The sequence below is a fragment of the Bifidobacterium sp. UMB1197 genome (assembly GCF_030217745.1).
In the GTDB taxonomy this organism is placed as follows: Bacteria; Actinomycetota; Actinomycetes; order Actinomycetales; family Bifidobacteriaceae; genus Bifidobacterium; species Bifidobacterium vaginale_B.
On sequence record NZ_JASOOL010000004.1, the window covers coordinates 1 to 15,169 of the forward strand.

A 15,169-nucleotide genomic window follows, 5' to 3' on the forward strand; every position below is an offset into this window, starting at 1 on the left:
ATGTTGTTGATTTTGATAATTGTTCTTCTTGCTGCTCGCGTTCATGTCCGGTTCCCAAACCGCCAATTTGCCACTCGTGGGTTTGCGAGTGTATAATCTAGTTTTGCGGTGGTCATGGCTCAGGTGAGACGCCCGGTCCCATTCCGAACCCGGAAGCTAAGGCCTGACACGGTGAGGGTACTGCACTCGATAGGGTGTGGGAGACTAGCACGCTGCCGCATTATTCTTCTAGCGGGGAACTTAATTGTTCCCCGCTTTTTTGTTATTCATGATTAGGTTATTGTGCCCGTGTTTGTTCCCTTTTTTGGGGTTTTGGTAAACAAACACGGGCAAAAACGCTTGCGAGTTAGCTTAGTCGGAGTGTCGACTTGCTATTAATGAGAATCATTATTATTATTGATACACGTTGTATGGATATCTTCAATAGTCATTCGTGAAAGAAGAGCGCGAATAGGCGAAATAGAGAAGATGAAGTGTAGAGAGTGAAATAATAATTATGACTCAGGTCATTAGGGGTATTGTTAAGCGCACGTTTTGCTTTGCATGTGTAGCCGCAATTACGTTTGCAGTGCTGGTATCGGGCTTTGGCACAATAGCGCCTGCGTACGCGGATGATCATAAAACGTCTTATAAGTATTATGAAGATAAAAATGACGAATTAAAAAACGGTCATATGGATATTTTTTATCCATTTACGCATAATGGCAAGCTCATAATGGGCTTTGAAGCAAATTCTATGCTTTACAAGCCAGAAAACGTAATAATGAGGGTTGGGAACTCTTCGTATAGCACTAAGCCTTTTGATAACTACAAAAACAAGTTACCATTTGATGCATCAAAAGGTTATTGGCTTTTAGATGAATCTGGTCTTAATCAAAATAAAGAGCTATTCCCAGGGTGGGATACGTCTATAGCAAGATACGCTGTTGGTGCAGAACATCCAGATGGTGCAACTGCAGACATTGTTGTGCAAAAAGTAACAGCTCCTAAAGGCGGAAAAGTCTTAGTATGGGAAACGGATAAAAATAAGCAGGGGGAGTCTATAGCTAAGTCTTTTGAATATAAAGATAAAGACGATGTTGAAGGCGAGGAAGGCAGCCGTTTTGAGCTTCCAGGCGTAATCCATCAGCCGCAAGTTACGCATCAGCATACGAATTGGGTATTTACAAAGCCTGGAACTTACACTTTAGAGGTTTATGCGGTTATTAAAAATCGAGACACCAAAACAACAGTTAAAACAGACACTGCAAAATATACTTTTGAAGTTGATGCAAACAGCAGTCATATGGTTTCTAGCGATTCTGTTGTTAAAGAACGCGGAAAAGCGGAAATTCCAGTTTTGGATGCAAACACTAAAGACGAAGACCCTAGCGATAATCCTGAGTGTCAAGATGGTCAGCTATGCATTCTAGGAGTTAGAAAAACGGGGTCTCATCCTCACTATCATTCTTACGAAGAAGGCGGAGACGTAAACCTTTACACGTACATGGATGGGTTAAAGGAAAAAATCGCAAGTGGGGAAATAAAAAGGCCTACATATAAATGGTGCATAACTCGTGCAGATGAGCAAGAGGGTACGGAAGGAACTTGCTTTATTGGAGAAAGGCTTATACTTCCGCCAGAGCCTGCAATGAATAATATGCAAGTTTCTGTTAGTGTTACGGCTTTTGAAGGCTTTTTTGACTTTGGAAAAGACCGCGCAACTGCAAAAATTGTTGTAGAAGATCACGGAGCAGATGGTAGGCCAGTTGTTGCGATTAGTGGCAAAAACAAGGTTAAGATTGGCGAAACCGTACATCTTAATGCAAAGCTGTATTCGCCTCGCGTGCCTGTTGTAAATGGTGAGGCAGGAGAACCAGAAAAGTCTGTTACATCCATAGTCAAAAAATACAGGTGGATGATTAAAAAAGACGGCGAAAAAGAGTTTAAGAACATACCGATGGCAGAAGGAAGCAGCCTTGATTTAGTGGTTGACGAAAGCATGCAAGATGCTGTTATACGCGCTTCGCTGGTTTTGGACGACGGAACTTTATACAGGAATGCTGGATACGACGATTTTTGCGATTGGAATGTGAACATAAAGAAGGATAAGAAGGGTGGAAACGCCAGCGATTCTGGCGATTCTGGTGACTCTGGCGACTCTGGGGCACATAAGAATCGCAAGAAGAATCGTAAGCAAAATCGTAAGAAGAATCGTAAGCATGCTAAGAATCGCAAGAAGAATAAGAGTCATGAATCTGTAACGGATGAGAATGACAAAAATAATGGCGATAATAATGGCGGCAAAACCGATGCAGAAGATGACAATAGTCAAGATTCTAAAAACGAAGATAATAGCAAGAAGACCCGCAAGAAGATAAATAAAGAGTCTAATAATAACGGCGGCAATAACGGCGGCAATAATGACGAAAACAATGGGAAGGCGTCAATGCCACTTGCTGCTGGGTCTCTTTCTGGCGGAAGGCTTGTTAGCGCTGGAAAATCAGGCAAATTAGGCGGTGGATTCGCAAGGCTTGGCAGCTTTGGAAAGTCAAAGAAATCTAAAGCGGTAAAAAAGTCTGAGCCACTTAAGAGTGGTAGCAAGAAGGCCAAAAATAATCACGAAGATTCTAATGATTCTAGCGATTATAACAACAGCAATCTAGACGATGAACAAGAAAATAGCGAAGAAAACAGCCATAAAACAAAGTGGGTGGCAGCAGCCGTTGGAACCGCAAGCGTGAGCTTGTGTGCAATAACGGGAGCTGGAGCGTTCTTGATGAAGCCACGTATAAAGCTGTTGTAGAAAGACGATTGCAAAACTTTAGAAAACACTAATATAACAAAATCAAATTTAGGACTTAAGGATTAAAAATGAGTAAAAATAGGAATCAAATAGCAACCGCACTTATTGCTGCAATATGCTCGGCGATTACGTTGCTTGCAACAGTTTTGGCGCCATCTCCACTTGTTGGGTCAGCGAATGCGGCAACAAGCAACCAGCCAGTGATGATTCAAGCAGGTCACGCTGATTTTGGCCCAACGCTTTCTGGTGGCAACTGGAAGATGAAAATCCGCGATGATACTGGCGATGAGCCAGTTTGGAGAGATCCAGAAAACGTGGTATTTAAGCTTGGCAACAGCTCGATTGTTTCTATGCCAGATGATTCTACGTATAGCTTTATTGGCGAAAAGCCAGGAACCAAGCTTTACGTAATTCCGCAAACTCAAAATCCTGACGTTCCATGGCTTGGGTGGAATACGCAAGAAGGCGGAGTGCTAAATGAGCTAGACCGCGGCGCAAATCTTTCGCTTGATGGCGTAAGTGGCCCTGGAAAATTGCATGTTTACTTGGAAAATGGCAATAATGCTCCACAGCAATTGTGGGATAGCACTAAAGGATATCCGCAAAACAGCTGGATTGAAGCGAATGCGCACACTCACGTGAATTGGGTGTTCTCTAAGCCTGGAATTTACCATGTAAAGCTCACTTTTTCGGGAAAGCTTAAGAACGGCCGCTCTGTAAGCGATACTCGCGTTCTTAACTTTGCTGTGGGAGAAAAAACGGACGCGCAAGCTGCTTTGCCAAGCGCTAGTAGTGCGAGCCAAGGCGAGTCTGGTGATGCGCAAGATGAGGCTAATGGCGGCGAAGAAGCGGAAGAAAATGGCGATGAAAGCGCAGCTAATGGCGAAAACAATAATGGCAATAAATCCGCAAATAGCTCTAGAAAAAAGCATAAGTCCAGCTCCGACGACACTGTAGCAATCGCGCAGATTGTGATGATTGTATTTGCGATTTTAACAATCATAATTATTGCGTTTATTGCATTCGCTGTAGTAAAGAGCAAGCGTGCACGCCAAAGGGCGATTGATCAGCATAATTCCAACTCACAACAAAATACTTCGATTTTTAATAATTTAGGACAAAACAATGCGTAATAAAACAATGCGTAATAAAACATTAATTTGCTTTAGACTAATAAGCGCGATTTTAAGCGCAATAATATCTTTTGGATTCTTGGCGTCGATGTGCTGCTGCAATTGCGGTAGTGCGTATGCGAGTGAAGCCCCGCAAGAGGAGACTGCTGATCAAGGTGGGAAAGGCGCCTCTTCTGAGAAAGATAATCAAGATGCGCTTGAAGGGCAGGATGATTCTTCTACAGTTTCCAATCAGTATTCGGGCGATAAGAATGAAGATTCTAGTAAAGCTGAAAATGAGGAAGCTTGCAAAGATGCTGCTATGAAAGACGATGATGAAAAGGTCGATGATTCTTACAAAATCGCAAAATGTAGAGTATACAAAGGTCATACAGACGCTTTTGCAACGTATATTAGCAAAAACGGGAAGTTTGTTTTATCTACGCGCGGAGATGACTTTCCGGGCGAGGGTGGTAATCATGTTAGGTTTAGTACAAGTCGATTGATATTTGTACTTGGAAGTAACACTAAGCAGTCTAGTGAGAGCTTAAAATTCTTGCCAGAAAATGGAAAAGATGTACCAGTTTGGGAATTGCCTCAAACACAAGATCCAGGTAAATTGTGGCCTGGTTTTGCAACAGAAACATTAGACAAAAAAGCTGGAATAGTTGCTGTTCGTTTTGCAATAAAAAAGGCAGATATGCCTAAGGGTGGAGCTGTGTATGCGTACCAAGAAGATGCTCATAGTGAAATAACGCCTGTTATAGGAACGCCGAATACAAAGTTTCCGAACAAAATGTATGTAAATGCAGAAAAGCATATGCACGTTAGCTGGGTGTTTACCAAGGCAGGCAAGTATGTTCTTAGCGTGGAAGCTGCTGCAAAAACTGAAAGTGGAAATATTGTTAAAGATGTTCAAGACTACACGTTTGAAGTGGATATGAAAAATGCAGATTCTAACGATAGTGGAGAATCAGCTACTGCAAGCGACAATAGTTTTAACGATTACAGCGGATTTAACAAATTTATGCATTCTGATTCAGACAAAAAAGATGATGGCAATGAGGATGAAGAATCTGAAGATGAAGATGGCGATGGCGATGAAGATGAAGACGATTCTTCCACTTCGATTGTTATAAACGGAAATAACAACAGAGTTTACGTAACGCCATGGCCTGGTGCAAAGCCAAAAGATGGATTGGCAAATCATGGCTCCGATGAGAGTGAAGATGGAGATGGCGCTGATGGCGAGAGTGGCACTGAAGACGGCGCTGAAAATGGCAAGTCTGAATCTAAATCCAAAAATAAAAAGCAAAAAACTGTCAAAAAATGCTCCAAATTTAAGGATTTACAAGGCAATAAGCTAGTAATAAAGCATGGTCACGTTGACTTAGCAACATATTCTACTGGCAACGGAATTGGATTTGCTGTTCAAGAAGACGTGACTGGAAGCCACGTAAAGCGCGACCCGAGCACAGTTGTGTTTTATGCTGGAAAATCTGCTAAAGACGGTAACGTGTGGAGGCTACCACAAACGCAAAAAGATAGCGTACCATGGGTTGGCTGGAGTAATCAGAATTTAAGCCCACACAAGCCAAGTAAAATCAGCCTTAAATCTGTAAAAGGGCCAGGTAGCGTGCGAATTTGGCTTCAAGGCGGACTTGGTGTAAAAGCTAAAACGCTTATGTCTAGCGGCGGAAACAGTACGTATACACTTCCAGCAAACACGCATATGCATTTAAACTGGGACTTTTCAAAGTCTGGGTACTACACGATTCGTCTTGCTGTAAGCGCTAATGGCAAAACTCTTGCGAAGGACTTCCATTTTGCGATTGGTGTGGATCCATTGGAAAAACCTATGAGTTGTAGTGCTGGAAGCGGTGAAGATGGAGATGGTGGCCAGGAAGGTCAGGAAGATGGCGACGAAAAAGCCGCGCAGAATAATGGCCAGGATGGCAGCCAGGAAGATGGCGACGGAAAAAACGTGCAGAATGATGGCCAGGATGGCGGCCAGAATGGCGGCTCAACTGCGTTAGCTGGATCTTATTCTGGCGGAGGATCGTCGTTCTTTGGCGGCAGATCTGGGCTTGCAAAGTCTGCTAAATCGGGCAAAACTGGCAGGTCTGTAAGCATTTCTGGTGGAACTTTGGGTAAGTCAAAGGGCTTGCAATCAAAGTACAGCACAAAGCGAATTAAAGGGTTAAAGCAAAGCCTTAAAAGTGGCGTTAAAAGCGAAGAACCTAGTGGAATTATAGGCTTGTTCCAACGCAAGCCAGTAGTTGCATACACCGCTTTAAGCCTTGGAATTGCATCAATTTCTGGAACTTGCGCAGCTGGATTGTTTGTTCTACGCAAACGTGGACTAATACCTGCAGGAGGTTTGTTTAGCGCGCTTATGGGTTGGAAATAGTGCGTAGAAAACGTTGGTAAAATTGATGAAAATCGTTGATTTACTAAGTAAAAAAAGTGCGATGCGTGTTGTTGCGGCGGCTCTAGCTGTTTTAACAGCGCTGCCGATTGGCGCGTGTGGCGCATCGAATAGCATACACAGCGCAAATGGCGCAAATAGCGTAAAATCCAGCAAAATTAACGTTGTAACAACAACGGGCGTTTTGCGAGACATGGTGGCAAATGTTGCAGGAGACGCAGCAAACGTTAGCGCGATTGTGCCAGACAACGCGGATCCGCATTCGTATGAGCCGCGTTTGCGCTCAATTAGAGATGTTGTGTATGCGGATGTAGCTTTTAGCAACTACATGATGCTGGAAGAGCACGGCGTTATTACAGCTTTGGACGCAAATTTGCGAAAAGGCGTGCCAAATGTGCAACTTGCGGAAGAAAGCGTGAAGCACGCGGCAGATATTATTCCGATGGTAGAAGACGTGTCTTTAGACACGATTTGGCTAGGGCTTGCTACAGAGCGTATGGCTGCGCAGCCGAGCGAGGAAGCGCATATCTCGCAAGGTGCTACAAGCGCAAATACGCAAAAGCGTGCGGAAGAATCGCCCTCGGCGGCGGCTGGTGAGCTATCTTCGCTAAACAATCTCAATAAAGAAAAAACAAATTCACAGCAAGCTAGTCAACTAGAAAAGTCAGGTCAATCTTTGCAATCAAACGCGCCTTCAACTGTAACAAAAGAAGGCCGCGCAACCGTAATAAAGCCGAACGCATACAACATGAAAAGGTCCGACAGAATACGCTTAACAGCTACAAAAGTAAAAGGGCCTGGCGCGCTTTTTGCTTATTTGACTGGCACTTTTGGAAGCGTAGAAACATACTTTAACAGCGCAAACGGCATAAGCGCAGAAGACCACATAGACTTGCCAGCAGACGCACACACGCATTTAAGCTGGGCGTTTAGTAAGCCAGGAGAATACACGCTTGACTTGCACGCAGACATGCTAAACGCGCAAAACGAGGTAGTTTCTAGTCTTGGAAACGCTAAAATGCGATTTGCTGTAGGCGTAAACGCGCAAAAAATAGCCAAAAAGCGGGGGGCTAGCGTAGTTTTAAACAAGGGTCATGCAGATTTAGCTTACGATTTAGCAAAACGCGGATTTGTGTACCGAGTGGACACTTTGCAAGAGAAGCGCTCCGCTGCGCCAAAACGCGTGTATTACAAGCCGCGCGATGTGGTTGTAGAAGTGCCAACTAACGCGCTAAAAGAGATACCAGCCGAACACGGATACAGGTTTTTGGGAGCTGCAAGGCAGAAGATTTATCAGCTGCCGCAAGCAGTTTTAGGAAAGCACGTTCACGGAGATATTGACCCGCATTTGTGGCAATCCGTAAAAAATGGCATAGCATACGTGCGCACAATCGCAGATCGCCTTTGCGAAGTGGACCCTAAAAATGCTCGTAAATATCGCGAAAATGCGGACCGATACATTAACAAGTTGTTAGATGTAGATGCTTATATGCGCAAAAAAGTGGCGTCAATACCAAAAGAAAAGCGCAATTTGGTTACAACGCACGACGCTTTTGCATACTTGGGTAAAGCTTACGGCGTGAATATTGCAGGATTTGTAACGATTAATCCTTCGAGTGAGCCGAGCGTGCAAGATAGGCGTAGATTGCAGCAGATTTTGCGCGATTTAGAGATTCCAGCTGTGTTTTTGGAGCCAAATTTGATCTCGCGTTCGTCTGTGCTTAAAGAGTTGGCAGCGCAAGCGCGCGTAAAAGTGTGCCCTATCTATGGAGACGCTTTCGATGCAAAAGTTAGAACTTATGCGGATATGATGCGAGCGAATGCGGATTCTTTGGCAAAGTGCTTGAAGTGAGATTGACGAGGACTGAAGTTGGATTTAAGTGATGAGGACTGACGAGAGAAATATGGATGCAAATATGGATGCAAATATGGACGTAAATACTGTTATAAACGCGCAAAATCTAAATGTAAGTTATGGCAGTCGCACGATTGTAAAAGACGTTTCGTTTACGATTAAAAGCGGCGAATTTGTGGGGCTTCTTGGCGCAAATGGAGCTGGTAAAACAACGCTTTTCCGCGCGATTATGGGGCTAATACCGCATTCTGGAAAGCTTGAAGTGCACGCTAGTAAAAGCGATGAATCTTTGATTAATTCGCGAGTGAGTAACGTTGGCTATGTGCCGCAACGTCACGATATTGCGTGGGATTTTCCGCTTTCTGTACTAGACGTAGTGATGATGGGCCGCATTCGCCACATTGGCTACGTGCGTCGCGCAAAAAAAGAGGACTACGAGATAGCGCTTGCTTCTCTTGAGCGCACAGGAATGGCGGATTTTAGGGATCGTACAATCGGCGAGCTTTCGGGCGGGCAAAGGCAGCGCGTACTTGTTGCGCGTGCTCTTGCAGGGCAGCCGCGTTTGCTTCTTTTAGATGAGCCATTTACAGGCTTAGACATGCCTACTCAAGAGCTGCTTACGAGTCTCTTTTTGGATTTAGCAAAGTCGGGAGAGGCAATTTTGATGAGCTCGCACGACATAATCGGATCAATAAACTCGTGTTCTAGAATCATGCTTTTTGACGGAAGCATAGTGGGCGACGGCGTTCCAGAATCGTTAAACGCAAATCAATGGGTGCAAACATTCCATGTGGATGCGCAAAATCCACTAATCAAAGCTGTAGAGCGCGTTATGGCGCATGAAAGTGGGGCAGAGTAATGCTATCTCCAATCGACTTTATACAAGACCTTACAAACCCAGACCTTTGGTTCTTGCTTAAAGCGCTTATAGTGGCGTGCCTTTCTAGCGTAATATGCGGAGTTGTAGGATGCTATGTAGTGCTGCGCGGAATGGCGTTTATTGGAGACGCAGTGGCGCACTCCGTTTTTCCAGGACTCGCAATCGCGTTTGTGTTACAAGGAAACTTGCTGTTTGGCGGCGCGCTGGCAGGAGTTGCAACCGCGCTAATCGTATCAATCTTTAGCCAAAATCGCAGGCTTCGCGAAGACTCGTTTATAGGCGTATTCTTTGTGTCTGCATTTGCGCTTGGAATTGTAGTAATCTCAAAGGCTTCGGGCTATGCAGGATCCCTGGAATCGTTCCTATTTGGCTCCATTACAGGAATTCCCGATTCCGACATTGCGGTTGTAGCAATAACGGGGCTAATAATCGTAACGCTTTTAATGATGTTCCACAAAGAGCTAGTATGCGTTTCGATGGATCGAGAAACAAGCCGCGCAATGGGATTGCCAGTAGCGTGGTTGGATGGAATGCTGTACGTTTTAGTTGCGATTGCTGTAGTTGTTTCCGTGCAAATAATTGGAAACGTGCTTGTTTTAGCGCTTTTGATTACGCCTGCTGCGACTGCGCGATTGCTTACTGACCGACTTGGAAAGATGATGATTTTGGCGCCTGCTATTGGATGCTCTTCTTCGATTCTTGGAATGTACTTGTCTTGGAGTTTAGACACTGCCACCGGCGGCACAATCGTTTTGGTTGCCACTTTTATGTTTGTTCTAGCGTGGGTGTGCTCGCCTAAACACGGGTTGGTAGCGAGAATTGTGCCGAAACTGCGAATCGACTTGCATTAGCGCTTATAGCGTAGCGCGCGAATGCACTTCGATTCGCTGAGCTTGCTCAAAGTTGAAAGCACTGTGTGCTTTCAACGCAAGCGAAGACGTGAGCGCGCTGTGACGCGCGAACGGTTTTCCTTGCTTGGTGTTGTAGGAGGGCTGGGTGTTTCTTGTCTCACAACGCTCCGCCTATTACGTGTAGTTTGTTGTTGCGGTTGTTCCGATTTGGCTTTGATTTTGTTTTTGGTTGAAGTTTGTTTGTAGGGTGAGTCATTGGATTATTTTGGTATCGGCTGCCGCTCTTATACTGTTCGACCAAGAATCACCCAGCCCTCTTGCATGCTAAAACTTTTGCGTAGCTTTCATCACCGAGATTCTCGATTTTTCTTGCTACTTCAGCGAATCACCATCAAAGAGCTGCGAATCGACTTGCATGAGCGCTTAAAGCGTAGCGCGCGAATGCACTTCGATTCGCTGAGCCGCTCAAAACAGAAGCATTGCTTCTGCGCGGCGAAGACGTGAGTGCGGCTAATCCGCGCGAGCGACATGACCTGTCTTTCCGGGGTTTGTACCATTTTTAGGTCAAATTTGGTACAAAGTGCGGAGGGTTTTTCGGGTTTTGTGCGCGCTTTGTGTTGAAGTTTGTTTGTAGGGTGAGTCATTGGTAATCATGTAGTGTGCTTGTGGAAGATTTTGCGGTTTATAGTTTGCGGCACAATAGATGTATGGTATCTAAAGGAAAACCTTCGCCTAGAAGCGCAGTTAAGCCGATCAGCGATGAGCAAGTAGAACGCTTAGCGCGCGCACACAAATTAGTTGATCCTACTTATTACTATCCAACGGGCGCGCGTACGCCAAACACGGCAGAAATCAACGCGCAAAATCCAAAGGCAACCGAACGTCTGCTTGAAGGAACGTCTCGCGTGCTTAGATCCCGTTGCAAAGTGCGCGCATGGGGATTGGAAAACGTGCCAGAAGAAGGCGTGTTTATAACCGCTTGCACGCACGTTACAATGTTCGACGTTTTTGTGCCAATGACGTCTCTATTCCACCAAGGTCGCCGTCCGCGATATATGGCAAAAGCAGAGCTTGCGCATTGGCCAATCTTAGGAAAATGGTTCCAGCTTGTTGGCATGCAGCCAGTGCCTCGCAGAAGCGGAAAAGCGCGCGAAATCGAAGAAGAATCGATTAAAATCCTAACAAACGGCAGGCCGCTTAGCGTATGGCCAGAAGGAACGGTTACGCGCGACCCGCAAAAATGGCCTATGAGCATGAAGCCAGGAATCGGCATTATTGCGCTCGAAGCATCGCGCAGGTTGGGGCATCAAATTCCGCTATTTTGCGCTGTTACATGGGGTGCTGCAAGCATAAATCATTGGTGGCCGTGGCCAAGGAAGAACGTTGTAATGTGCTACGATGCGCGTCTTGACTATTCGGATCTTCTAAAAGATATGGAGCATTGGGGCGATTTGCCGCCTATTGAATCTGCTGCCGAATTGGCTCGTCGCGTACGCGTGCGCATGACGGAAATTATGGAAGAGATTCGCGGCGAAAAGTCGCCAGCTGGATACTTCGATTACAAGCTTATGAAGCGAGTGGAAGAATAATCGCACTAAATGCGCGTTTTGCTAAGTTGTAAATCGTTATTAAAGCGTTTGCAAAATCATTAGCAAATCATTAATAAAGTCTTCACAAAATGCCCGTAAAGCGCACTGTGTAGAATTGTGTAATAGTGTGATTATAAGTTGATTATAAGTTGACTGTAAGTTGACTATGAGTTGAAAATCGCTACAGAATGGCTTGTTACCAAAGTAGTTTAAACTCACAATCGAAAGGCTAGGCGTAAACATGAACGTTACGGTGTTGGGTGCTGGAGCTTGGGGAACCGCGTTTGGGCAGGTGCTTGCAGACGCGGGAAATCAAGTGACGATGTGGGCTATAGAGCCGCAAATTGTTGAAGGCATTCGAGATAATCACCGCAACGAAGTGAGGCTGCCAATCGTAGAGCGTTTGCCAGAAAATATGACAGCAACTGGGGATAGAGCAGAAGCTGTAGCAAACGCAGACATTGTAGTTGTGGCAATTGCAGCACAGTTTGCGCGCGTTGCACTCGAAGAATTTGTGGGCAAGATTGCGCAAAATGCGATTGTTGTTTCGCTTATGAAGGGTATTGAGCGAACAACTGGAAAGCGCATGGACGAAGTTGTGTGCGAGGCTTTGAACTTACCGCGTAACCGTTTTGCAGCGCTATCGGGGCCAAACTTAAGCAAAGAAGTGGCACTAAGGCAGCCAGCCGCAGCGGTTGTGGCATGCGAGAATCGCGCAAACGCCGAAGTGGTGGCTAAGGCTTGCTCAAACAGTTACTTTAAGGCCTTTGTTTCCACCGACGTAATCGGCGTAGAAATGTGTGGATCGCTTAAAAACGTGGTTGCGCTCGCAGTTGGCATGGCTCGAGGCGCGGGTTACGGCGAAAATACAGCGGCTATGATTGAAACTCGTGGACTCGCAGAATTGACAGCGTTGGGCGTTGCGGAAGGCGCAGATTCTCGCACTTTTGCAGGGCTTGCAGGCTTTGGAGATTTAGTGGCAACTTGTGGGTCTCCTCTAAGCCGAAATTACACTTTTGGATCAAATCTTGGTAAAGGCATGAGCGTTGAAGAAGCAACAGCTGTGAGCAATGGTGTTGCGGAAGGCGTGCCAACTACTAGCGCGGTTGTAGCAATGGGCAAGCGTTTGGGAGTTGCAACTCCGCTTGCAAGTGCAATGGCATGCGTTCTAGAAGAAGGAATCTCGTGCCAAGAGATGCTTTCAATGCTTTTTGATAACGATGTTTGCGAGGAGTAGTGAAGCGCGAAAGTAGCAATTGCGAAAGCCGCGCGTAAATCGTAAGCATGCAAATCGTAAGTGCGTTAGTCGTGGTCGCGTAAATCGTAAGCAAAAATAATAATCCAAGATAATTCAAAATAACTAAAATAACTAAAATAACTAAAATAATCTAAGATAGATAAAATAATTCAAAATATATAGAGGAAAAAAATGACGAAAAAGCGCGTAGTGTTTTTGTATGGTGGTAAAGCAGATGAGCATTCGATTTCTTGCATATCTGCCGCTGGCGTGCTAAGTGCTGTAGACGAAAGTCGATTTGAGATTGTACGCATTGCAATCACAAAGCAAGGCGAGTGGATTGTTGGCGGCGAAGATCCGCGTAACTTCCGCATGGAGCAAGGCGAGCTGCCAGTAATCACAAAAACCGCGCAAACGCGCGATGTTGTGCTAGATCCAGCAAAGGGCGCAGACGGATTTTTGGTGCGAGAGGCGGATGGCACGCTTACAAGCCTAGGGCATATTGACGCAGTCTTTCCAGTTCTTCACGGGCCAAACGGCGAAGACGGCACTTTGCAAGGCTTGCTAGAAATGATGCAAGTTCCATACGTTGGTTGCGGAGTTTTGGCATCTGCCGCATGCATGGATAAGTACTACGCAAAGCAGCTTTTTAAGGCGGCTGGAATTGCTGTTGCTCCTGGAATTGCACTGGACGCGCGCAAGTTTGAAAGTGACGCGGAAAATCGCTTCGGCTCGTACGCAAACGAAATTCTTGAGCAAGTTGAGGCTGAAAAACTAGAGTATCCGCTTTTTGTAAAGCCAAGCCGTGCAGGGTCTAGTTTTGGAGTTACAAAAGTTGAATCGCGCGACGCTAAGGCCTTGGCGCAAGCCGTTTTTGAGGCTTCAAAGCACGATTGGCGAGTGTTGGTAGAGCAGGGAATTGATGCGCGCGAGATTGAGTGCGCGGTTCTTGCAGCTCGCGACGGCGAAGAGCCAAAAGCCAGCTGGCCTGGAGAAGTTGTGCTCGACAAGCGCCAAGCTGGCGAAGACCAGTTCTACGATTTTGACAGCAAATACATGGATTCTGCGGCTTCTCACGTTGAAGTGCCAGCAGATTTGCCAGAAGAAACTTTGCAACGCGTGCGCAAAACGGCGCTCGCAGCATTTAAAGCAGCAGATGGCAGAGGGCTAAGTCGCGTGGATTCTTTCGTTACTAAAGATGGCCGCGTAATCCTTAACGAAATCAACACAATGCCTGGATTTACGCCAATTTCCATGTATCCAAAGGCTTGGGAAGCAACTGGAATAAGCTATAGCGATTTAATCACAAAACTTATTGAAGGCGTTATTTTAGATTAGACGGAGGTAAAAATGCGTAAACAGCGTAATCTTGCAAACAAACAGCAGCCAGACGCGTACACGATTGCGCGCAGACGTCAAGGAGCTGTAGGAGTGTCGCTGTGCGTGTTCCTATTTACGTGGATTCTTGCAACGCTTTTAATTGGCGAGTTGATTGGCTTGTTTGTTCCAAAAGGTGTTTTAAGTCCTTCGCTAAGCTCCTTTGTTTCTTCGGACGTTGCGCAATACTTAATAGCGTTGCCGCTTGCAATGCTTGTTCTAAGACGCACTCCAGCAATAGAAACTCGCAAGTTTACTATGTCTTTGCGTCAATTTGGCGGATTCTTTGCCGTTAGTGTGCCAATAATGTATGCAGGAAGCTACATTGGCCTTGTTGCATCTGCACTTATTTCTGGCGGAAAAGCCGAGAACAGGATTGCAGACATTGTAGCAGGCGGAAACGTGTGGGAAACGCTGCTTTTTGTGGTATTTTTGGCGCCAGTTGTGGAAGAATGGCTGTTTAGAAAGCAGATTATAGACAGGTTGCGCGTGTATGGCGAAAAGCGCGCGATTGTGTTCTCTGCGTTGGCGTTTGCGCTTTTCCACATGAACATGTTCCAATTCTTCTACGCTTTTGGACTTGGCCTTGTGTTTGGATACATGTACGTTCGCACGTCGCAGCTTAGGTACAGCGTATTTTTGCACATGATTGTAAACTTCCAGGGAAGCGTTATAGCAATGTGGATTTCAAACAACATGATGGATTCAAACGGAGATCTTATTAAGGTTGAAAACTTGAACACGCAAGAGATTGCGGATTTGGCTCCTGGCTTTATGTTTATAGGCCTTTATGCAATGTTTATGATTGTTATGTTTGTGTTTGGAATTGTGCTACTTGCGCGACGCAAGAGGTACCTTGAGTTCTACGATTCGCCGCTGGAGATTCGCGGGAGCGCTGGAACAAAAGCGCTTTACGGAACTGTTGGAGTTATGGGATTCTTGATTGCGTCCGTTTTGCTGAATTTGCTTATGCTGTTTGTGTAGGCTGAATCTGTTTGTGCAAATTGAATCTGTTTGTGTAGGTTGAATTTATTTAATTGAATATTGATTTAAGT

The 15,169-nt window shown here is 45.5% G+C and carries 9 protein-coding genes, 1 rRNA gene and 1 pseudogene; all 11 read left to right on the forward strand.

Annotated features, from left to right (window positions below; genetic code table 11):
* Positions 1-104: 104 nt before the first annotated feature.
* The 11 genes and pseudogenes from rrf to QP420_RS03435 all read left to right on the forward strand — a co-directional run bounded on the left by rrf (position 105) and on the right by QP420_RS03435 (position 15,098).
* Positions 105-221 (forward strand): 5S ribosomal RNA (gene rrf / locus QP420_RS03385).
* 275 nt (positions 222-496) lie between these two features.
* Positions 497-2,785 carry a choice-of-anchor M domain-containing protein gene (locus tag QP420_RS03390; RefSeq protein WP_481616541.1) on the forward strand — a complete coding sequence of 763 codons (2,289 nt, stop codon included), beginning with the start codon at positions 497-499 and terminating at the stop codon, positions 2,783-2,785.
* 68 nt (positions 2,786-2,853) lie between these two features.
* Positions 2,854-3,915, forward strand: a pseudogene (locus QP420_RS03395) (TIGR03773 family transporter-associated surface protein); the annotation flags it as partial.
* Positions 3,911-6,307 carry a choice-of-anchor M domain-containing protein gene (locus QP420_RS03400; protein ID WP_481616542.1) on the forward strand — a complete coding sequence of 799 codons (2,397 nt, stop codon included), beginning with the start codon at positions 3,911-3,913 and terminating at the stop codon, positions 6,305-6,307. The pseudogene QP420_RS03395 and the gene QP420_RS03400, both read left to right, overlap by 5 nt.
* A gap of 25 nt (positions 6,308-6,332) precedes the next feature.
* The gene (locus QP420_RS03405; RefSeq protein ID WP_481616543.1) at positions 6,333-8,177 is read left to right on the forward strand and encodes an anchored repeat ABC transporter, substrate-binding protein; all 1,845 of its coding nucleotides are present in this window, start codon (positions 6,333-6,335) and stop codon (positions 8,175-8,177) included.
* 31 nt (positions 8,178-8,208) lie between these two features.
* Positions 8,209-9,039, forward strand: coding sequence for an anchored repeat-type ABC transporter ATP-binding subunit (locus QP420_RS03410; protein WP_481616594.1), 831 nt, complete (start codon positions 8,209-8,211; stop codon positions 9,037-9,039).
* On the forward strand, positions 9,039-9,911 hold the full coding sequence (locus QP420_RS03415) for an anchored repeat-type ABC transporter permease subunit (RefSeq protein WP_060786593.1): 873 nt from the start codon (positions 9,039-9,041) through the stop codon (positions 9,909-9,911). The genes QP420_RS03410 and QP420_RS03415 overlap by 1 nt, the downstream gene beginning before the upstream one ends.
* A gap of 707 nt (positions 9,912-10,618) precedes the next feature.
* Positions 10,619-11,500, forward strand: coding sequence for a lysophospholipid acyltransferase family protein (locus QP420_RS03420; protein ID WP_481616544.1), 882 nt, complete (start codon positions 10,619-10,621; stop codon positions 11,498-11,500).
* A gap of 241 nt (positions 11,501-11,741) precedes the next feature.
* A complete protein-coding gene (locus QP420_RS03425) occupies positions 11,742-12,737 on the forward strand; it encodes an NAD(P)H-dependent glycerol-3-phosphate dehydrogenase (protein WP_060786592.1) in 996 nt (331 codons plus the stop codon).
* Between the two features lie 192 nt (positions 12,738-12,929).
* Positions 12,930-14,075 (forward strand): D-alanine--D-alanine ligase family protein, encoded by a 1,146-nt coding sequence (locus QP420_RS03430; RefSeq protein ID WP_481616545.1) that lies wholly within the window; start codon positions 12,930-12,932, stop codon positions 14,073-14,075.
* Between the two features lie 12 nt (positions 14,076-14,087).
* Positions 14,088-15,098 (forward strand): CPBP family intramembrane glutamic endopeptidase, encoded by a 1,011-nt coding sequence (locus QP420_RS03435; protein WP_481616546.1) that lies wholly within the window; start codon positions 14,088-14,090, stop codon positions 15,096-15,098.
* Positions 15,099-15,169: the final 71 nt, after the last annotated feature.